The organism is Polyangiaceae bacterium, from assembly GCA_020633205.1.
In the GTDB taxonomy this organism is placed as follows: Bacteria; Myxococcota_A; Polyangia; order Polyangiales; family Polyangiaceae; genus JAHBVY01.
On the sequence record JACKEB010000018.1, the window covers coordinates 277,091 to 297,024 of the forward strand.

The 19,934-nt window shown below is 63.7% G+C and carries 16 protein-coding genes; 10 read left to right on the forward strand and 6 right to left on the reverse strand.

Annotation, left to right across the window (positions count from 1 at the left end; genetic code table 11):
• The first annotated feature begins 7 nt into the window (after positions 1-7).
• The 3 genes from H6718_29455 (at position 8) to H6718_29465 (ending at position 3,034) form a co-directional block, all read left to right on the forward strand.
• On the forward strand, positions 8-682 hold the full coding sequence (locus tag H6718_29455) for an outer membrane beta-barrel domain-containing protein (GenBank protein ID MCB9589577.1): 675 nt from the start codon (positions 8-10) through the stop codon (positions 680-682).
• Between the two features lie 99 nt (positions 683-781).
• The gene (gene gpmA, locus H6718_29460) at positions 782-1,525 is read left to right on the forward strand and encodes a 2,3-diphosphoglycerate-dependent phosphoglycerate mutase (protein ID MCB9589578.1); all 744 of its coding nucleotides are present in this window, start codon (positions 782-784) and stop codon (positions 1,523-1,525) included.
• A gap of 285 nt (positions 1,526-1,810) precedes the next feature.
• Complete coding sequence (locus tag H6718_29465) at positions 1,811-3,034, forward strand: hypothetical protein (GenBank protein ID MCB9589579.1); 1,224 nt, start codon at positions 1,811-1,813, stop codon at positions 3,032-3,034.
• A 44-nt stretch (positions 3,035-3,078) separates the two neighbouring features.
• On the opposite strand, the gene H6718_29470 is transcribed toward H6718_29465, so the two are convergent.
• The gene (locus H6718_29470; GenBank protein ID MCB9589580.1) at positions 3,079-4,011 is read right to left on the reverse strand and encodes a hypothetical protein; all 933 of its coding nucleotides are present in this window, start codon (positions 4,009-4,011) and stop codon (positions 3,079-3,081) included.
• Positions 4,012-4,274: 263 nt separating this feature from the next.
• Between H6718_29470 and H6718_29475 the strand changes: the two genes are divergently transcribed.
• Positions 4,275-5,090: an ion transporter gene (locus tag H6718_29475; GenBank protein MCB9589581.1), complete on the forward strand. Its 816-nt coding sequence runs from the start codon at positions 4,275-4,277 to the stop codon at positions 5,088-5,090.
• Here H6718_29475 and H6718_29480 read toward each other — a convergent pair.
• Positions 5,039-5,683, reverse strand: coding sequence for a hypothetical protein (locus tag H6718_29480; protein ID MCB9589582.1), 645 nt, complete (start codon positions 5,681-5,683; stop codon positions 5,039-5,041). The two genes, H6718_29475 and H6718_29480, sit on opposite strands and share 52 nt — an antisense overlap.
• Positions 5,684-5,710: 27 nt before the next feature.
• Positions 5,711-6,697 (reverse strand): hypothetical protein, encoded by a 987-nt coding sequence (locus tag H6718_29485; GenBank protein ID MCB9589583.1) that lies wholly within the window; start codon positions 6,695-6,697, stop codon positions 5,711-5,713.
• A gap of 517 nt (positions 6,698-7,214) precedes the next feature.
• Between H6718_29485 and H6718_29490 the strand changes: the two genes are divergently transcribed.
• Positions 7,215-8,036, forward strand: a complete 822-nt coding sequence (locus H6718_29490; GenBank protein MCB9589584.1) for a hypothetical protein — start codon at positions 7,215-7,217, stop codon at positions 8,034-8,036.
• Positions 8,037-8,054: 18 nt separating this feature from the next.
• Here the strand turns inward: H6718_29490 and H6718_29495 are convergent, their stop codons facing one another.
• Complete coding sequence (locus tag H6718_29495; protein ID MCB9589585.1) at positions 8,055-9,218, reverse strand: metal-dependent hydrolase; 1,164 nt, start codon at positions 9,216-9,218, stop codon at positions 8,055-8,057.
• 157 nt (positions 9,219-9,375) lie between these two features.
• On the opposite strand from H6718_29495, the gene H6718_29500 reads away from it, so the two are divergent.
• The 5 genes from H6718_29500 to H6718_29520 are packed head-to-tail and all read left to right on the forward strand — an operon-like array spanning position 9,376 to position 18,017.
• A complete protein-coding gene (locus H6718_29500) occupies positions 9,376-10,200 on the forward strand; it encodes a hypothetical protein (GenBank protein MCB9589586.1) in 825 nt (274 codons plus the stop codon).
• 8 nt (positions 10,201-10,208) lie between these two features.
• Positions 10,209-12,365, forward strand: a complete 2,157-nt coding sequence (locus tag H6718_29505) for a hypothetical protein (GenBank protein ID MCB9589587.1) — start codon at positions 10,209-10,211, stop codon at positions 12,363-12,365.
• Positions 12,362-15,748 (forward strand): tetratricopeptide repeat protein, encoded by a 3,387-nt coding sequence (locus H6718_29510; GenBank protein ID MCB9589588.1) that lies wholly within the window; start codon positions 12,362-12,364, stop codon positions 15,746-15,748. The genes H6718_29505 and H6718_29510 overlap by 4 nt, the downstream gene beginning before the upstream one ends.
• Positions 15,745-16,848 carry a tetratricopeptide repeat protein gene (locus tag H6718_29515; GenBank protein ID MCB9589589.1) on the forward strand — a complete coding sequence of 368 codons (1,104 nt, stop codon included), beginning with the start codon at positions 15,745-15,747 and terminating at the stop codon, positions 16,846-16,848. Before H6718_29510 ends, H6718_29515 begins: the two co-directional genes overlap by 4 nt.
• Before the next feature lie 14 nt (positions 16,849-16,862).
• Positions 16,863-18,017, forward strand: coding sequence for a class I SAM-dependent rRNA methyltransferase (locus H6718_29520; protein ID MCB9589590.1), 1,155 nt, complete (start codon positions 16,863-16,865; stop codon positions 18,015-18,017).
• Positions 18,018-18,037: 20 nt separating this feature from the next.
• On the opposite strand, the gene H6718_29525 is transcribed toward H6718_29520, so the two are convergent.
• Positions 18,038-18,628: a hypothetical protein gene (locus tag H6718_29525; protein ID MCB9589591.1), complete on the reverse strand. Its 591-nt coding sequence runs from the start codon at positions 18,626-18,628 to the stop codon at positions 18,038-18,040.
• A gap of 94 nt (positions 18,629-18,722) precedes the next feature.
• A complete protein-coding gene (locus tag H6718_29530) occupies positions 18,723-19,925 on the reverse strand; it encodes a hypothetical protein (GenBank protein ID MCB9589592.1) in 1,203 nt (400 codons plus the stop codon).
• Between the last annotated feature and the right edge of the window lie 9 nt (positions 19,926-19,934).

The following is a 19,934-nucleotide window of genomic DNA, read 5'->3' on the forward strand; positions in this document are numbered from 1 at the left end:
TCGCTTCGTGGTCCGTTGGTTGTTGATCGTCACGGTGCTCGGCTTTGGGCTGATGAGCACGACACCCGCCCGTGCGCAGTGCGTAGACGAAGCGTTGAAGCAACAGCTCGTTGGGCGGCGCGCGTATCGCGGCGTCGTCCCCCGCTTGTTTCGCAAAGCGTTGCGTCACGAGCTATCTCCAATGGGTGGCTGGTACGCGGGGGACCTGTCAGACGGTGCTCCCATGTACGGCGGCGCGTACACCTTCCACTTCAGTGAGGAACTCGGACTCGAGGCCTCGTACTTCCGCACCAAGCGCAGCTTCGAGTTTCTCGACTCGATCTCTCAAAGCAACCCCAGCTTGGTCGACTTCGTGAGGGAAGAGGAGGCGCCCGTGAACTTGTTCATGGGGCACCTCGTGTGGTCCCTCGCCTACGGCAAGGTGCGCTGGATGGGAGGCGGCATCAGTCGCTTCGACTTCTACGTCTCCCTGGGCGCCGGCGCGACGGACACTCCGGGCAGCGTGGGTGTCACGGGTTCGGGTGGCTTCGGACTGAAGTTCTTCCTCACCGAGTGGATGGCACTGCGTCTCGACGTGCGCGACCTGGTGCACGCTCAGCGCGCTCCACTCGGCGAAGACAAGGTCGTCAACGACATCGCTGCGCTCGGCGGCCTCAGCCTGTTCATTCCCTTCTCGAGCTGAGCTATCTCGGCTCTCTCCGCCGTCAGGCGGGTGCTCGGCGCGGTCGCTTGGCCGACGCTCGGCGCGCCGGACGGTGTCATCTGCAAGTGCGAGGACCCCATGTACACGCTGGTATTGCTGCGACACGGCGAGAGCCAATGGAACAAAGAGAACCGCTTCACCGGTTGGGTGGATGTGCCCCTGAGCGAAAAGGGAGTCGGCGAGGCCAAGCGTGCGGGCGAGCTGCTCAAGGCTGAAGGTCTACGCTTCGACGTTGCCTACACCTCTGTGCTCAAGCGCGCGATCAAGACACTGTGGTTGGCGCTCGAGGAGCTCGACCAGATGTGGATCCCTGTGCACCGCAGCTGGCGCATCAATGAGCGGATGTACGGCGCCCTCCAAGGCTTGAACAAGGCCGAGACTGCCGAGCGTCATGGGGCCGAACAAGTGAAGGTGTGGCGGCGCAGCTACGACACGCCGCCTCCGGCCATGGAGCAGAGCGATGCGAATTGGCCGGGGAAGGACCCGCGTTACGCCGAAGTCGATCCCAAGGAGATCCCAGCGACGGAGTGCCTCAAGGACACCGTCGAGCGCTTCCTGCCGTATTGGGAGAGCACCATCGCCCCACAAATCCGTGCGGGAAAGCGCGTGTTGATCGCTGCGCACGGCAATTCGTTGCGGGCACTGGTGAAGCACCTCGAGGGGATCAGCGACGACGAAATCGTGGAGCTGAACATTCCAACCGGGATCCCGCGCGTGTACCAGCTGGACGCGGATTTGAAGCCCATCTCGAGCCGCTATCTAGGTGATGCCGAAGCCGCCGCGGCCGCCGCGGCCGCCGTCGCCAACCAAGCCAAGCAGTAGGCTGAGCCACTGGACGCGGGCCTCTGACCTGCTTGCTCCAAGTAGTTTGGGTCTAAAGCGCCGCTCGATACTTTAGACCTGAAGTATGCTGCGCGTTTGACGGGTGGGTTGTCGCGGCGCTCCGCAACTTTGAAGTCAGTGTGTGAACCGACTGGCCGGCCCGAAGTCCTTCTAGTCCAAACGACCGTTTGCCGCTAAACTGGTGTTCGCGCGGTTGCCCCTTGTGTCGCTTTTTCGCTGAGTTGAGGCGTCGGGGCAGAACCACCGCGGGCTTGGAGTATCGACGTGAAACGCAACACCCGACTTGGACTTCGTCTGGCCTTGGCAGCCGCGGTTTGCTCGCTGCCCATCTCCGCAATCTCGTGCAGCGCGTCCTCGGACGGCAGCAAAGTGAGCTCCGGGGGTAACGGTGGCTCGGGGAACAACGGCGGGACGGCTGGCGACTCGTTCGGCGGTACCACGGGGATCGACGCAAACGGAGGCAGCGGTGGCGGTTTGCCCAACGGCTGCGCTGGAGATCGCTACGACGGCGAGCCAGTGCCCCTCGACATCTTGATTCTACTGGACCGTTCAGGGTCGATGGATGAGTCGGGCAAGTGGGGTGCGGTTACGAGTTCGATCAACTCGTTCCTGACCAGCGTGACGGGAGATGGCGTTGGCGTGGGGATCACGTTCTTCCCCGTGAAGTGGTCCACGAACCCGAATCTGCCGGCGTCCTGTGCTTCAAACGCGGACTGCGGGGCGTACGGTCCCTGTCTGCCCGGCCTCGCGAAGTGCAACGGTGGACTCCTCGGCATCCAGGACTCGTGCGTCTCCGTCGACTACACCCAGCCGCGCGTGCCAATCACCGCACTGCCCGGCGCAGCGTCGCAGATCCAACAGGCCATGGCCTCCGAGAACCCGGGGGGAGACACCACGCCCATCGCTCCCGCGCTCAAGGGCGTGCATGACTACGCAAAGGTCTGGGCAGAGGCGCACACGGATCGCCAAGTCGTGGTGGTGTTGGCGACGGACGGTGAGCCCAACAACTGCACGGACAACAGCGTGAGCACTTCCGCGGGGTATGCCGCCGCCGGGCTGGCCGCGAACCCGTCGGTCAAGACCTTCGTGATCGGCATCGGCGACCTGGGCGTGCTCAATCAGATCGCGCAACAAGGCGGGACCAACTCAGCCTACATCGTATCGAGCGGCAATGCCGGCCAAGGCTTCCTCGACGCCATGAACGAGATCCGTGGCGCCGTGAAGTGCCAGTACAAGATCCCGACGCCTACCGAGGGTGATCCGAATCCAGACAAGGTCAACGTCGGCATCACCCAGGACGGCGGAGAACAGGAAGTGGTTCCGCAGGTAAGCGGCCCTGGGGCGTGCGTTGGGCAGCCAGGGTGGTACTACGACAACCCCAGCAACCCGACTCAGATCCTGCTCTGCCCCGCTTCCTGTGACATCGTCGAGTTCAGCGACAGCGTGGTTGTCGACGTCGTCATCGGTTGCGACACCGTCGTGCGCTGAGCTCGGCGAATCAGTCAGCGCACGCTTGACGTATTCCCTCTGGGCTACTCGACTGGCTCAGAGGGGGCGGCTGGCGCCTCTGGCTGCGGCGGTGCGACCACCGGAGGCGGCGGCGCGACCACCGGAGGCGGCGCTACTGCGGGCGGCGCACCGCCTCCCATCGGCGGTCCCGCCGCTGGCGGCACGGGTGGCGTCAGCAAGAGTTGCGCCTGCGGTTGGTACCCAGGGCCGCTACCCAAGTCGATTCGCGAGAGCATCGAATCGAAATCCGGAAGTGATTTGGTAAAATCCTCCGGGAAATTGACGTAGCCGGCCACCATTAGCACCGGGAAGTCGACGCGGCCTTTGTTGTAGACGAAGTTCGGCCGTACCACGACGATCTTAGCCAACTTGCGGCGCGCGTTGGGGTCTAGCTGGAGCGCATCGACGTCCGCGATCTCGACGATCGCCTCGAACGCTGTGGCTCCACCTACGCGGCTCTCGCGGGCGTCCAGCACGCGCGCGGTGAGGTGCTCACTCTCGATGAAGAGCTTGCCAGGGGTCAGGGTGACGGCAGTGTACCCAGAGCTCGCGAGGGCATCGACGTACTCACGCATGAGGACGCGAGGCTCCGTGTCTTTGCGCGTCGTCGAGAGCGGCAGCGTGCGTAGCCAAATCACGCCGGAGTCGAAGCGATTCTCGTAGCGTAGGTCGTAGCGGAGCTCCTCCGGCGTCGTGTCGACCTTGCCGTTCCCGCTGGTGTCTAGCTGGTACTCGGTGACGTAGTCGGGGGCGCGCTTCGCCTTATGGTTGTCGCCGTAGTAGTTGTCGAGCAACCACGCGTCGCTCATCAGCTCACCACCGCCCGAGGAGCGGACGTGGTAGTCGTAAAGGTGGTTCGTGTAGCCTTGAGCGTCGAAGGTGCCTTGCTTCTTCACACAAGCGGCTCCGCCGAGCGCAAGCACAGCAACTAGTGCTGCGAGGGGTTTGAGGGTCATAGCGCGCAGCTACCAGACTCAGCCACGCTGTCAATCAGTGAGATGGGGTGACCGCACGGCAACGACTTGCCGGGGATCGCTCTGCGCTCGTTCAAAGCTGGGCGCGCATCGCTTGGCGCTGGCAGCTTCAAGGGACTCGCCCCGCGCGTCACTGCCCGCCGCTGGTCTGGTCAGGCAACCCTCGCTGGCGCGAGTTCGCGCTACTTCCATGCCGGATCGTTGCGAGGTTGGGCTCCCAGACGGCTTCCCGTTAGGTTCATTTCATGCATTCGCTGAGGGAGAAGCTCTACGTAGTCATCTTCGAGCACGACACCCGCGCCGGAAAGGCATTCGACCTAGCCTTGCTCTGGGGGGTGCTGCTCTCGGTCGTTGTGGTCATCGCAGAGAGTGTGGACGGCGTTCGCGAGGGGTACGGGCCGGTGCTCCGGGGCGTCGAGTGGTTCTTCACCGTTGTATTCAGCATCGAGTACCTGCTGCGGATTTATTCCGCGAGGAATCGATTTGGATACGCTCTGTCTTTCTTCGGTCTGGTGGACTTCCTCGCCGTCACACCGACGTTCGTCGCGTTACTGGCGCCTGGCGCGTTGTCGCTGGTCGTCGTCCGCGTGTTGCGCCTGCTTCGCGTGTTTCGCGTGCTTAAGCTCGCGAGTTTCCACGGCGAAGGGGACGCGCTCTTGCGTGCGCTCCGGGCGAGCGGCCCGAAGATCGTGGTGTTTCTGGGAGCTGTGCTGAGCATCGTCGTGATCGTGGGCTCCGCGATGTACGTCATCGAGGGACCGAAACACGGGTTCACGAACATCCCTCGGAGCATGTACTGGGCCATCGTCACGCTGACGACCGTGGGCTACGGGGACATCGCGCCGCAGACCGCGACAGGGCAAGTGCTCGCGTCGACCTTGATGATCCTCGGGTATGCGATCATCGCCGTCCCTACAGGCATCGTTTCCGCAGAGATGAGCCGCGCCACCCAGCAGGAAGCCATCCAGTGTGACGCGTGCGGAGCAGCGGAATCCCGTGCGGATGCGCGCTATTGCCGGCGCTGCGGCTCCACGCTCGAGCCGCAGTCTCCGAGCTTGTAGCCCGCCTGACACTCGCAGTGGCAGAGCGCCAGCTCCGTGGGGTCGGTCTGCATGCAGGTCGGCACGATGTGCAGGCTCGCTTTGCCTTCGCTTTCGTCGGCGTACAGCTCGCGCACTTCGACTTCGAGCAGGTACGAGCGCCCTTCGATGTCGTCGTTCTTGTCGTAGTCCGGGCACACCGGAATGTGAGTGCTTTGGCTCTCGGTGCGACGGTCGGTCTCGACCCAACCAGGGTGGTTGGGTACCTCGGCGGTGACGACCGTGCGGGCTTCCTCCTGGATGATGGCGCCAGTCTCTTCGTCGCGCAGCCGCGCGCGCAACTCGATGGTGTCGCTATCGAGACCCCGGATGCGCGCGCCGACGACCAATACGTGTCCGCCTTGAGGCGCACGCCACAGCTCGAACTCGGCTCCGTCTTCCTCGAGCACCAAAGCGGGCTGATCGATGGGCCTGTACATCATCGGGATCACCTCGAGGGCCTCACCCGTGGTGCCGCCTCCCCCAGCGCCGCCCGTGGACTCGGGGCCTTGGCTGGGGCCGCACGCGGTGATGCTCAGCGCCAGGCACAGTGACGCAACCGAGAATCGGCTCAACTTGGTACCCTCTCCCCCGAGAAAAACTCAGAAGCAGTTTACGTCGGTGTCTCCGCGCGGATAGAAGTACGCGAAGGCGTTGCAGTGCTCTTGGAACTCGACAAACCCGCCAAAGGTGTAGCAGCAGTCTTCGTTGGGGTCTCCGCAGTCATCGGGTGGTGCGGAGAACTCACAGCTGTAGGAGATGCCGCCCCCGGCGGGGATCTTCACGTTGAGATCGCGCTCCATCGGCGGGTCATCCCAGGTGTTGCTGACGTAGAACGGATCCCCCGCGCCATCGAATTGATCGAAGGGGCTGATGGTGAAGCGATCGCCACGGCTGTGGAAGTGACCGTTCGCACCGATGATTGTCACCTCGTGATCGAGGCCGAAGCGACAGGTCGCTTCGTACTTCTTCTTGTTGTCGCCAGGGCACACGCGGATGCTCTGGTTGGTTGCGAAGATGGTGCCGAGCTCGTCGTAGGTGCCGCCTTCAGGCGCGCGCTCGAAGTTCATCACCACTTTGCCACCCAGCGGCGTCTGCTGCGTGGTCGCGTTCACGAAGTGAGTCTGGATCATGATCTTCTCACCGGGCTCGAAGCGCTCCACGACACCGTCCGGCAGCTCGAAGTCGGTGAGTCCGCCTTGCTGCGTGTTCATGATCAGCGGCCAGTCAGCCCAGTTCGGGCTCTTCCAGCATTCGCCGTCTTCCACCACCTCACCAGGCGCACCATCCAGGTTCTGAATTGTTTTCACACGGAAAACATTCATATGGTGAGAGCCCTCGTTCTGCGCGACGGTCATGCGCTTGACGAAGAACGGCTTGTCCCCGGGGACCTCGAAGAAGTAGCAATTCTGCACTTCCTTGCCCTGCGCGACTTCGAACGTCCCCGTGGTGATCTGCCAGCCGTCGGGGCCGGGATCGGGCAGCGTGACGTTCTCCAGGTTCTTCTCGCTCGGGGCCTCGTCTGAGCAGCCGACGGCCAGCACACTGAGAACCCCACACAACCACCCAAACCTCAGCCGCCGCGTCATGGGCATCAGGATAGCAAGCCGTGTACCAGTCCGCGGGTGAATCCCAAGCCTGGGTTGGGGGGGAGGCAAACCGCATGGATAATTCAACCCAACGTCAGCGCCGCACAGCACGAAAAGCGGCCGCCGAGCCACGCGGCAAGCTTTGGCACAGTTGCGGTATGATCCTCCGGTCGCGATTCAGCGGCTCGCACCTCGCGGCTGGGGTCATGCCACGCTTGACGATCGGGGCTGCGCGGCGAGCATCGGCGGACGTGCGGTTCGCTGCGGTGGTGTGTGTGCCTTACACTCATTCTAGCGTTCGTCTTCGTCGCGCTACCACCTCGATGAGGTGCACTTGATCGGCGCTCCAATGCTGCGACTCAAGGTTGGCCCGGGCTACTGGCGAGCTTCGATTCGGGCGGTATCGCGGACCCGAAGTCGGCTCTCTTCGCATCGGTGAAGCCGCGCGGTCGCGAAGACCCTTCGCATCTCGCGTTTAGCTTGTACTTTTCGAGACGCGCTTGCTAGCAGCGTGAGCATGAACCACAGGCCGCTGCTGTTTGCCCTCGTCGTCACCGGTCCTCTAGCGCTCCTCTCTGCCGTCGGCTGCAGTAGTGACGACTCCGGTGTCTCGAGCGTCGCCGAGGCGGACCTCCCCTCACGCATCGCAGACGCCGCTTGCCGTGCCGGGAGGAAATGCAGCTGCGACGTGCCGGCGTCTTGCGAAACCAACATTGCCAGGTTCTTTGGGCGTCCAGAAGGGGGAGAGGCGCTCTCCTACGATGCGCAGTGTGCGGGGAAAGTGGTCGCCTACTACGACGCGCTGAACTCCTGCCGCGGTTTCGGCGAGTCGGCGCAACCGACCTGCTGCAGGGTGTACTACGGCCCCAAGCGGGTCGGTGAGAGCTGCACCCCATCGGATACGCTGGACGATTGCGGTCCGGGACTCCGTTGTGCTGGCGGCACCTGCGTCGCCTTGTGCGGGGACGCTGGCAAACCGCAGCTTGGTGAGTCGTGTGAGTTCGGGAGCTGCGCCGCTGGACTCTGGTGCGACGACTCGAGCGGGAGTGCCGAGTGTGCCCCGCTGCCGGGCGCTGGGGAGAGCTGCAACGACTCTTTCGAGTGCGCGGCGGGATTGAACTGTGTTCGGCTGCAGTCGGCTGATGTCTGCGTTATCCCCGGTGCACTGGGCGAGGCCTGCGAGCCGTACACGTGCGGTGACGGCATGGGGTGCGTCGAGGGAGTGTGTGCCACGAAGAAGCCAGCAGGCAGCATCTGCGAAGTGGATGAGGAGTGCTTTGGGGTGTGTGAAGGCCTCTGCCTGGACCCACGTCCTGAGGCGTGTTTCCTCTTCCCATAGCTTCTCCCGATTGGATTGCTACGGCGTCGCGGGTGGGGCAGGTTCAAGCTGCGCACCGACCCCGACCTTGTAGGTTCTAGGGTCGTAGCCGAATGCCGCGCGGAAAATATCTCCAACGTTGCGTGTGCGGCTCGCGCCACGCTTACGCCTGCTGCGATGGACGCTCTCGACCCGACCATCTGCGGCGACGATGGCGTCGATGCCCCAGAAGCCGCGTCGGGGTTCGCTTGGCATGCCGTAGCGCAAGTCGTCCAGCTCCACGCGGCGCTTGCCGTCTTTCAGCGGGTGCACCTGCCACGCCAACTCACCCTTGGAAAACCAGCGGAATAGCTCGCCTTCCGGTGTCTCCAGCACGCGCTTCACGTCGCTGTTTGGCGTGAGCTCGAAGGTTTGCCAGGCGATGGGACGTCGCACCCAGCCGGAGGCGTAGCCCACGAACACGTGGTTTCCGCTGTGGGCCACGACGCGCTTGAGGCCGTTCTGCATGACAAAGGTGTAGCTGTGAACGGTATCCACGGGGAAACCTGAGGCGGCCAGCTCAGCGCGGGCTTGCTGCTGAACCCTGAACGTCATGCCCAAACCCCAAAACAGGTAGCCGGTGGTTATCGCCAAGACCCAGCGCGCGACCTTGCTAGCGCTCTTTGGGCGCTGCTTCTTCGCGCTGCCAATCGCCAACGCAAGGACCAACGGCAAGCTGTACGCTAGGTCTACGATACCCACGGCGTCGAAGGCGAAGCGTTCGCGCCAGAAGGGGGCGAACAGCTGCGTGCCGTAGGTGGTGAACACGTCGAGCATCGGGTGGGTGATGATCGACAGCACGAAGAGCCACATCCACGCCCGCTTCGCCCCCGCGTCGGTCCAGTTCACGCCTTCAGGCTGACCGGGAACTGGCGCGTCAAGAGGCAAGTCTGGGTGGCGTCGGCGCGCTCTCCAGCGTTCGAGGCGCCAAACCCCAAGCCCCAGGAGCGGACCCACGACGGGACCAAACCACAGCGAGTGGCTCGTGCCGCGGTGCACCCACATCGACGTGAACTCACCCCCGAGCGCCGCGCTCACGAACACATCGGCGTCCGGTAGCAGCCCTCCAAGCGCCCCCCACCAAGCGGCTCTGCGCCCTAGGCGCGGCCCGACGCTCGCCTGGCCAACGGTCGCTCCCAGTAAAGCTTGCGTGATCCCGTCCACTCAGCGTCTCTTAGAGCGATGTGTGCGGGGCACCAAGCCCCCAACCACATGCAAAAACCTAGGCCGTGGCCCACACTTTTTCCCGCGCTCGGCTCGGGAAAATTGTCCAACCCGTTCGCGGCCTTAACTCTTCCCCAGCGTGGTAACCTCGCGGCGCATGCTCACGCGACTCGGGAAACGGGGCGGCGCTGGCTCAGGGCAGCGCTTGATGTGGGTGCTGATGCTGCCGATCGTGTTGTTGGTAGCCTACAGCGCTTTCGGTCAGCCAAAGGGCAAGGCCAAGGCCAAGGAGGACGCCAAGGCCAAAGAGGCCAAGGCCGACGACGACAAGGCCAAGAAGGGCAAGGACGCCAAGGGCAAGGACGCCAAGGAGGAGGAGGCGCCTCCGCCTGCCGATGCCGGCGCGGCTCCCCCCAAGGCCGAAGATGACGACGAGCCCCCGCCGCAGCCCCAGAGCGGCGATGGTGGAAAAATGTCGCCCCTGAACCCCGAAGCAGACGAGTTTCCCCAGGGAACCGCCTCGGTCACGCCGCCCAACTACGACCAGCTGCTCGGCGACATCGCTTCTCTGCGCAGCCGCGTATCGGCGCTCACGACGACGCTCTACGCGAGCAAGATCCGCGTACTAGTCGAGACGGATGGTGACGACGCCCGGATCGAGAGCTTCATGGTGACCCTCGACGGTGGCGTGGTCTACCGGGCCCAAAAGAGCTTCAGCGCCGAAGACGAGAAGGTGGTCTACGAGCACGGCGTGGCGCCAGGCCACCACGTGCTCGGCGTCGAGATCGAGCGCAGCGACGCGCGGGGCAAGGCCTACAAGACCTTCCAGAGCTCCCGCTTCAGCATCGTGGTTCCAGAGAAGAAGAAGCTCGAGACCCACTTCATCATCGAGGACGACTCGGACATGGCCGAAGACTTCCCCGACGACGAAGATGGCGAATACGACCTGCGTGTTCGCTTGCGCGCCCGGGTGATCGAGTGAGCGGAGCCATGGGACGCAGGCTGACGAGCGCCGGGCTCGTGATTGGGCTCGCCTTGAGCTTCGCCAGTGGTGCGCTTGCACAAGACGAGGATAATCCGTACGGAACCGACGCGGGGGACACCAAGAAGCCAGCCAAGGCGGACAAGAAGGGTAAGGCCGACAAGAAGGGTAAGGCGGACACAGCCAAGCCTGCTGAAGAACCAACGCCACCGCCTGCCGAGGGTCCGGGGGTGAGCGAGCAACCCAAGGCTGCCCCCGCCGCAAAGCCAGCGCGCGCGAAGCCTGACGCTGGCAAGGGACCCCAGGCTGACACCCGCTCCGCCGAGATGCGGGCCTACCAGACGGCGATGAAGGACCGTCGCTTGGCGGCGACTGCGCCCATCAGCCGTCAGCGCTTGAAGGATGAGCTGGTCGGCATCGAGGAGAAGCTCGATGCTGGGCGTCGAGACGAGGCCATCGCGCAGTTGGTCTACGTGGTCGAGGCGGAGCGCTTCGACGCATTCAAGGAGACCGACGAGGGGCGCGCCTGTATTTTCTGGCTCGGGGATTCCCTCGGACGCGCGGGGGCCCATGGTCCCGCCCGGGGCTATCTCGAGCGCTTGTTGACCGGCAAGGTCGATATCTGGTTCCGTAGGGCAATACGGAGCTTGGTAGACTTCGGCCTCGAGAGCGATCACCCCGAGGTGTTCTTGAAGGCTTTGGAGCCCGTTGCGAGCAAAGCGCCAGAAGAGCAGCAAGGGGACATCGCCTACCTGGATGGCCGGGCGAAGGAGCGCAAGAAGCGCCCTGTCGCTGCCTTGCAGTCTTTGGCGAAGGTGACGCCGCGTTCGCGCTTCTGGGCGCAAGCGACCTACCTCGCCGGGCTCATCGAGGTGGAGCGGGGGCAGCTGAAGAAGGGCGAGAACCTCTTCTGCAAGGTCGCGGATCCCAAAGCTACGCCCAAGCAGGCGTTGCTCTTTGGAGGGAGCGACTTCTTCCGGGTGCGCGACTTGGCGCGGCTTGCGCTTGGACGCGTCGCTCACGAGCAGTACCGCTTCGACGACTCCCGCTATTACTACTACTTAGTGCCCGCGGACTCGGATGCGCTACCCGAGGCGTTGTACGAGTCGGCGACGGGTCGCTACGAAGCCAAGGACTACGAAGGCGCGCGCGAACTCTTGGATGAGCTGCGCAAGACCGGTGTGGACCACCCCTACGAGGATGAAGCGTGGATCCTCGATGCCTATGTGGACCTCGCAGCGTGCAAGTTCCCGGCAGCTGACAAGAAGCTCTCGCAGTTCCTCAAACGCTATGAGCCCGTTCGCGACACCGCGCGGGCGCTGAGCAAAGACAAACTCGCGGTGCGCAAGCTGGTGGAGGCCATCGAGAGTGGCTCGGACCCGGCAGCGGCCGGCGTGACCGGAGATGCTCGACGTATCCGTGCGGTAGCGGCTCTGTTGCGACTCGATCCGGCTTATGGCCGCTCTTCGCGCCGCCTAGCGCAGCTCGAGCACCAGCAGAGCGGGCTCCGTGGCGCGCTGGGGGAGCTCGATGACACACGGCAGGTGCTGGCGAAGCCGGGGGAGCTAAAGGCACAAGCGGCTGGCCCCATCGGAGACTCCGCAGACGCGAAGCTCTCGCGCATCGATCAGCAACTCGAGGAGGTGCGGCGCTTGGTGCGCGAAGCCAAGGAGACCAGCAAAGGTAAGGCGTCAGCGGAGCTGAAGGCTTTGGAGAAGTCCTTGGAGGAGCTCGAGAAGCGCGCGAAGGATGCGCACGCCGCAACACAAGAGGCGGCACCCAAGCCCGGCGACAAGGCCGCGAAGGATCTCCCGGGACTCGTCGTGAGTGAGCGTGAGCGGGCAACCAAGCTCTACAACGAAGCACAGAAGCTTCGGCAGGTCCTGCTGGCTCAGCAGGAGCGCCTCGCTCAGGACGCCTTGATCCGGCTGGACAAGCGCCTCTCGCGCTTGCTGCGCCGGGCGAGGCTTGGGCGGATCGAAACCGTGCTCGGACGCAAGCGCGCCCTCGAGCTCGAAGTTGAAGCTTTGAGCCAGGGCTTGCTACCTCAGCAGGCTCTGGATTCACTAGACGCGGCGCGTTTCCTCGGGGATGACGAGGAATACTGGCCCTTCGACGGTGAGGATTGGGCTGACGAGTACGTCGGCGGGGAGGGCCTGCGATGAGGCCCACGCGCTGGTTGGTTGGCGGCGCTCTCGTGGGGCTCTTGAGCCTCTCCGGGGTTGCAGCAGCGCAAGACTCCGCTCCTGCGCTCAAGGGCGAGTCGTCGAGCATCAAGCCCGTGGCGGAGCGCAAGCTCGGCAAGAAAAAGCGCCCCACCGTCGCCAAGAAGAAGGCGGAGAAAGAGAAGAAAGAGCGCAGCAAGCAGGTCAGCTGGCAAATCCCCGCCAAGCTGCGGGCTGCCCTCGAGAAGAAGATCGATCAGCGCATCACGCGCAATATCCGTGAGGCAAAGAAACTCAGGAAAGAGGCGCTGGGCCTGCTCAGGAAGTTCATCAAGGAGAGCCCTGAGAGCGCACCCTCCATGCCCGAGGCCTTGATGCGCTTGGGCGAGCTCGAGTGGGAAGACGCGCGCGATCAGTTCTTGGTCGACTTCAACAAATGGGAAGAGGCCCCGGCGAGCAAGCGCGGGGAGCCTCCGTCACCCAACTATGCGCTCGCGAGGTCTCGCTTCGAGCGCGTGCTCAAGAAGCACAAGACGTACTCCGAGTACGACTTCGCGCTCTACGTGGACGGCTTCCTCGCCACCGAAGAGGGCAAGGGTGAGGAGGCGCTCAACCGCTTCAACAAGATCCTCAAGTGGTTCCCCAAGAGCCGCTTCGTCCCCGACGCTCATATGGTGCGCGCGGAGTCGGAGTTCTTGAAGGACGCTCCAAACTACGAGAACGCCTACAACGAGTACGAAGAGGTCCTGAAGTACAAGGACAGCCCGCTCTACGATCTGGCGTTGTTCAAGAGCGCCTGGTGTTTGTGGCGCTTGGGGCAGACCGACGAAGCCGCGAAGCGCTTCCTCGCGGTATTCAAGGCCACCGAAGAGGGCGGCAAGGGGCGCACCCAGGACGAGCTCGACGAACTGCAGGCAGAAGCGCTGCGCAACCTCGTCGCAGTGTTCGTTGAAGACGAAAAGAACTCCGCCGAGGACATGTACAAGTTCCTCGTGAAAGCGGGTGGGGAGAAGTTCGCCGGAAAGATCGTGCGAGCGCTCGCGGAGGCTTTCTACGATCAAGCGCACTTCGAGCGCGGGATCGAGGCCTATCGTCTGTTGCTCAAACTCGAGCCAACCAGCCCGGATGCCTACAAGTATGGCCTCCAGATCGCAGCAGGCCATTCGACGATGCAGGACTGGAAGAACCTGCAGAAGGACTACCGCTGGCTGATTCGAACCTACACGCTGCCGCCCGCGCCGCCCAAGAAGGGTTCCAAGACGCCGCGTTTGCCCACCTATCCAGCGAGCCCGTGGACCAAGGTCCAGCGGCCGCTGACGCTCGCGGACTCCGAGCGCGCCATCGAGCGCCAGCTCTCGGACGACGGCGTGGGGCTTCACTCGAAGGCTCAGGCCGACAAGGCGAGCGGCAACGAGTGGGAAGCAACCTCGGAGCTCTACGCCATCTACCTGTCGCGCTTCGGTGACAAGCCCGCGGCCTACGAAGTCTATTTTAATCACGCGGAAATTAACTTCTATCACCTGAACAACGGCGCGGTCGCGGCTGAGAGCTACATGGCCGCCGTGCGCATGAACCCGAAGGGCAAGCTCTCCCGTGACGCGCTGTACAACGCTCTTGCGGCGCTGGAGCGTGCGCGCGCTGGCGAGTTCGAGGCAGCAAAGGCCAAGGGCAAGAAGCAAGAAGAGTCGCCCACCGACAAGAAGCTCACGGAGGCGATGGAGCTTTACGTCCAGACGTATCCGAAGGACCCCGACGTCCCCGAGCTGCTCTTCCGTCAGGGCAAGCTCTACTACGACTACGAAGTCTTCGATCCCGCGGTGCGCCTCTGGGGTCTATTGCTCGAGAAGTATCCGGACAGCAGCTACTCCGTGGGCGCCGGCGAGTTGATCCTCGACAGCTTCAACAAGAGCAAGGACTACGGAAACATCGAGACCTGGGCGCGGCGCCTGAAGAAGGCACCCGCCTTCCAGAAGCCGGAGCAGCAGGCGCGCCTCGATACCCTGATCGTGCAGTCCGTCTTCAAGCAGGGCGAGCAACTCTCGTCGCAGGGCAAGCACGCAGATGCTGCCAACGCCTACCTCCGCGCGGCGCGAGAGTTCCCGAAGGATCAGCGAGCCGCCCAAGCCGCGGTGAACGCGGAGATCGAAGGTAAACGCGCTGCGGATCTGGCCACGGTTGCTGCAGCCGCGACATTGCTCGCTGAGAATCACAAGGGCACGAAGGAAGCCGGAGACGGCTTGTGGATCGCGGCCAACACCTATCAGAGCGTTGGTCTGTTCTCGGAAGCTGCGGGCTACCACGAGCAGATCGTGGCGGGCTTCCCCAAGCACGAACACCACCAGGACGCGGCCTACAACGCGGTGCTCTTGCGCACTACTGTCGGTGATCACTCAAAGGCGATCGCTGACGGTGAAGCCTACAAGAAAGCATATCCGCGCGGAGAAGATGCGGACGAGGTCGCGTTCTTGATGGGTAAGGCCCACGAGAAGGCGGAGAAGTGGAAGGACGCGGAGCGGCTCTACGCTCGCTACGAGTTGGCTTCCAGGAACCCGAACACTCAAGTCGAGGCGCTCGTCCGGCTGGCGACCGTAAGGGTGAAGCTCAACGATGAGCGAGGTGCCAAGAATGCGCTCCGCAAAGCCGTCAAGGTAGGCAAGCAGAAGAAGAGCAGCTTGGACGCAGGCGGCAAGTACTTCGCCGCCAAGGCGCGCTACATGGAGGGCGAGCGGATCCTCGCGGAATACGACAAGATCTCCATCTCCGGTGACGTCAAGCAGCTCAAGAAGCGCCTCAAGCAGAAGAGCGAACTACTGAAGGACGCCGCCGAGACATTCCTCGACACCGCCGAGATGGGCGTCGCCGAGTGGACGACCGCTTCTCTCTACCAGATCGGCTACACCTACGAGAGCTTCGCCAAGGCGCTCACGGATTCTCCGCCACCGGACGCGCTCAGCCCCGGCGACAAAGAACTCTACAAACAGCAGATCGACGAGTTCATCGTCCCCATCGAGGAAAAGGCGATCGAGGCGTACGAGAGCGGTTGGAGCAAAGCCATCGAGCTCGGGATCTTCAACTCCTGGACGGCCAAGATGCGGGACGCCTTGGGGCGTTTGCTCTCCGAGGTCTACTCACCGATGCATGAAATCGGGCTCAAGCTGCGATCTCAGGGTACCGCGCCGCTGCCCGAACTGATCGACGGGCCACGCCGCGAGAAGGGGCGCAGCAAGAAGTACCTGATCCCAAGCAAGGTCAAGGACGTCAGCGAGACCGCCGCGCCCAAGGAAGCGGACAACCCGTACGACGACAAGCCTGACGAGAAGTCCGACGACGCCGGCAAGAAGGCGGACGAGAAGAAGGACAAGAAGGGGAAGGGCAGCAAATGAGGCGCCTGTTCCAAGCTTGCGCGCTAGCGTTAGCGCTCACGGGCGTGGCTTGCGGCGGAGGGAGCAAGGCCGAGGTCAAGAGCGCGCCTACGCTCAAACCGGCAGACCCGGTAGCGGTGAAGAAGATGATCACCGGAGTCGAGCGCGCGCGCGACGGCAAAACCAAAGAGGCAATCAGTCTCCTCGAGGAAGCGGTCGGCAAGGACCCCCAGCTCTGGGAGGCTCACTTCAACCTCGGCGTACTGCGTGCCCAAACCGGTGACCTCGAGAAGGCTGAAGCTTCCCTCGAGAAAGCGTCGACGCTGGCGCCAAACGCGGAAGACGTGGCGGTCGCCCTGGGTGAGGTGCGGCGCAGGCTCGGAGAACCGGAACGCGCGGCCACGGGCCTCGAGGAGTTCGTCAAGGCGCATCCCGATGCGCTGGCTGCACGCACGGCGCTGATCGCGGCAGCTCGCGACGCGGGCCAGATCGAGAAGGCAATCGACAACGCGCGTGAAGTGTTGGTGCGACGCCCTGGGGATCCCCTGGCGCGTGCGGAGCTGGCGCTGGCGCACCTCGAGCGCGGTGAGATCGACACCGCGCAGCTCTTGATCGAAGAGGCGCTCAAGGCCGACGTGAAGAGCGCCGTCGCGGAACGCACCGCAGGTCTCATCGCGCTCAAGAAGGGCGATGACGCGATCGCCTTTCAGCACTTCGCCAAGGCCTCGGAGATTGACCCGAAGGACACGACCGCGCGTCTCAACATCGGCACCGTGCTGATCGAAGCGGGCGTCTACGACAAGGCCGAGCAGGAGTTTCGTGCGGTGCTGCAGGTCAACCCGGAGGACGTGGACGCCATGCTAGGCCTAGCCGCGTCGCTCCGTGGTCAAGGCACCCACGAGAAGCAGGGCCCCTACCGAGAAGCCGAGAAAGTTCTGCAGCACGTGCTCGAAGTCGACGAGGACAACATCAACGCGATGTTCAACCTCGGCGTGCTCTACGTGGACTTCCTCCAGGAGCCGCAGAAAGCCAAACCGCTGCTCAAGAGCTTCCTCTCCAAGTCTCCGAAGAAACATCCGGCGCGCCCCGAAGCGGAAAAGCGGCTGGCCGGCATCAAATAGGCTAGAACGCCGCCATGGCCATGGCTCGGCTCAAATTGCCAGCGAAGCTGGAGCACGCGTTGCTCGCCGGGCACCCTTGGGTGTACCGCGACCACGTCCAACGGGGTTTTCGCGCGGCAACGGGCGCGTGGGTGGAGGTCGAGTGCGAGCGCTTCAAGGGCTACGCGCTGTGGGACACCGGAGGACCGATTGCGCTGCGTATCTACTCGCGCAAACAAGCGCCTGATGAGCGCTGGCTTCGCGAGCGCTTGGCACAAGCCCACGAACTGCGACGCGCACTGCTCGGATCAAACACCAACGCCTACCGCTGGTTGTTCGGCGAGGGCGACGGCGTCCCGGGCCTCGTGGTGGATCGCTATGGCGACTACAACGTCGTGCTCTCGTACGCACCGAGTGTCTCGCGCCTGCTGGCCTGGCTGCCAGCCGCCCTCGAACAGGTTCTCCCCGCTCGCGGTACGCTTCACAAGAAGGGCAGCGAGCTCAGCTTGCTGAGCGGCGAGCTACCACCAGCGCGCGTGGAAGTGCGAGAGAACGGGATCCGCTTCCAAGTGGCGATCGGTGAGGGACAGAAAAGCGGTCTGTTCCTAGACCAGCGGGAGAATCGCGCGCATATCGAGACGCTAGCCGCGGGCAAGCGCGTGCTCAATCTGTTCTCCTACACCGGCGGTTTTTCACTCTACGCCGCGCGGGGCGGCGCCGTGAGCGTTACCAGTGTGGATGTGAGCCGAGGCGCGCTCGAGGATGCCAAGTCTTCCTTCGAACTCAATAAATTCCCAGTGGAAAATCACGAGTTTGTCGCTCAAGACGTCTTCGAGTACCTCGAGCGGGCCGCGGCGAAGGGGCAACGATTCGACCTCGTGATCTGTGATCCGCCGTCGTTCGCCAAGAACAAGGAGCAGCTGCGCAAGGCGCTCCGTGCCTACGAGCGTGTCAACCGCCTCGCCATGAAAGTGGTGGAGCCCGGGGGCCTATTCGCGTCTGCGAGCTGCACCAGTCAGGTCAGCCCGGAGGCGTTTCGAGGTGTGTTAGCCGAGGCGGCAGGTCGCGCGAAGCTGCGCCTACAGATGGTTCACGAAGCGGGACACGCCATCGACCATCCGGTGATGGCGAGCCACGTCGAGGGGCGCTACCTGAAGTACGTGGTCAGCCGGGTGCTGCCGAACGCGTAGCTGCATTTGCACTGGCGACGTCAGCGCGTCGGCGCTTTTGTTTGGGGCGTCTTTGTTTCAGGCGCCTTGGCCTGAGGCAGCGCACGGATGCCGAGCAGGCGAATTTCCGTGAGGTTACTTCCGTTGCCCACGCGGCTCAACAGTGCGGGCCGTTTAGGGTCTACCAGCGTGGCGATCTGAAAACTCTCGTTGCCTCTGCGGCGCACATGGACGCGCAGCATTCCAGCCGTCGATGCTGGGCTCACGCTCAGCTCGTATTCATCGCTGTCGATCCGCGTTTCGAGGTTTGCGGTGCGTTCGTTACTGATCAAAAGCTCGAGCTGGATACGCTTGCTGTGCGAACCTTCTCGATCCGTGATTTCCAAGCGCAGCAACGCCGGACCTTGCAGGAGGAGTCGATTCGGAGGACCGGCGAGCTTGGCCGGAGCGGCGAGGCGCTTCGTCGCCTTGAGCGCAAGGACGCGTTGGGTTTTGCGCTTGGATTTCGCGCTGTCAGCGGCGTGAGCGGGCAACGCGAGCGATAGCGCCAGCCCCAGGGCTGCTAGCCCGGCAAGCTTGCGTCGAGTTCCAAGAAACGGGTTGGGGGTGACGGTGTGCTGGATGGGTTGCATGCAGCGCCCCTAAGCAACCCATATGCCAGCTGCGTTTTCACCTCTCTCATCGATTCCGCGCGGTGTTCCCGGCGCTGCTACTTACGCGTGCGAGTCAAGCTGACAACGCTGGGTGGATACCGCTGTCGTTTTGGCGCAGGCTCGCGAGGGCGCGAGTGCTCGCAGCGAGACGCGTGGTTTCGAACGCCAGGGCGCCCAGCGCTTCAGGTAGCGCCCCATAGGCGTTCGTCAGGGGCGCGTCGTGGCGGGCCGCGCGCGTCAGCGCTGTGCCGAGCGCCTCTGCGTGGGTTTGGGGGGAGGTGCGCTGGGCCCAATCGAGGACGCGCCATGCGAGCTCCGCGTGGCGCGCTTCTTCCGCCGCCAGCTCACGCAAGCCCCGACGCGTGTCAGCGGCTTGAGCATGCTGTGCAGTGAGCTCCGCCTCCAACGCTGCGAAACCCTCACCCAAACAACCATCCAAGAAACAGCTTACGACGAGTTCTTCGAGGCTGCTCGCACAGTACTCATCGAGCAAGGGCGCCAACGAGGGGCGATCAGTGCTCACGCTGGCCGCAGCGCTTTGAGCTTCGCAAAACTCGACGTGAGCAAGCTCTTCACGGGCTGCTTCGTGACATGCGCGAACCAACGCTCTGGGGGCACCCAGGTTTAGGAGGTCGAGAGCGAGCGCCGCAAAGCTCGCGACGGATTCGTGTTCTGCCAAGGCGGCGTCGCTCCAATCAGTGACTAGCGGGTTACGCAGGCTGCGTGGCGCACCAGCTACTCGCAGTGGCCGCCCGTGGGGCGTCGTGAACGTCTCTAGCATCCGCCCGTGGAGTGCGAAGAAGAACTTCAGCCCGAGGGTGAGGCTAACCTCCGTGCCATGGTTCGGCTCGAGCGTAGAGAGAGGCGGTACCACGCGGAAAGAAAGGAGGGCGAAGCCGGCAGAGGCGAACAGGCCGAGGTGCATGCCGTGGGTCGAGACGTGATCGTCATCCGCCCCGCGATGTGCGTAGCCAAACTCGGCACCGAAGAAGTACGCGTTGGCCTGGAGCCCAAATGCCTCCCGCCGCGCGCCGCTGTAGTCTTGAAGCTGGAGGAACGCGCCCACGCCAATGGGCTCATAGCGGCTCTGGTAGTACTCGTACGACACCTCGACACCGTTGCCCGCCGCCGGTGAGTGCCCCCAAACGAAGCTGTGGATATACCCCGCGCTCAGCATGCCGCTGTCGTAGGTTTCGTCTTGGGCAACCGCCGACGAACTCCAGACGCCGAGCATCACGCAGGGAACCCAGCACATCGCCACGACCCGTCGCCGCATTGGGGTGAG

Bases quoted from the DNA above. Each gene is read 5' to 3' on its own strand.
- gpmA (MCB9589578.1), top strand. From the start codon at position 782: ATGTACACGCTGGTATTGCTGCGACACGGCGAGAGCCAATGGAACAAA.
- H6718_29470 (MCB9589580.1), bottom strand. From the start codon at position 4,011: ATGACCCTCAAACCCCTCGCAGCACTAGTTGCTGTGCTTGCGCTCGGC.
- H6718_29475 (MCB9589581.1), top strand. From the start codon at position 4,275: ATGCATTCGCTGAGGGAGAAGCTCTACGTAGTCATCTTCGAGCACGAC.
- H6718_29485 (MCB9589583.1), bottom strand. From the start codon at position 6,697: ATGACGCGGCGGCTGAGGTTTGGGTGGTTGTGTGGGGTTCTCAGTGTG.
- H6718_29490 (MCB9589584.1), top strand. From the start codon at position 7,215: ATGAACCACAGGCCGCTGCTGTTTGCCCTCGTCGTCACCGGTCCTCTA.
- H6718_29500 (MCB9589586.1), top strand. From the start codon at position 9,376: ATGCTCACGCGACTCGGGAAACGGGGCGGCGCTGGCTCAGGGCAGCGC.
- H6718_29505 (MCB9589587.1), top strand. From the start codon at position 10,209: ATGGGACGCAGGCTGACGAGCGCCGGGCTCGTGATTGGGCTCGCCTTG.
- H6718_29510 (MCB9589588.1), top strand. From the start codon at position 12,362: ATGAGGCCCACGCGCTGGTTGGTTGGCGGCGCTCTCGTGGGGCTCTTG.
- H6718_29515 (MCB9589589.1), top strand. From the start codon at position 15,745: ATGAGGCGCCTGTTCCAAGCTTGCGCGCTAGCGTTAGCGCTCACGGGC.
- H6718_29520 (MCB9589590.1), top strand. From the start codon at position 16,863: ATGGCCATGGCTCGGCTCAAATTGCCAGCGAAGCTGGAGCACGCGTTG.
- H6718_29525 (MCB9589591.1), bottom strand. From the start codon at position 18,628: ATGCAACCCATCCAGCACACCGTCACCCCCAACCCGTTTCTTGGAACT.
- H6718_29530 (MCB9589592.1), bottom strand. From the start codon at position 19,925: ATGCGGCGACGGGTCGTGGCGATGTGCTGGGTTCCCTGCGTGATGCTC.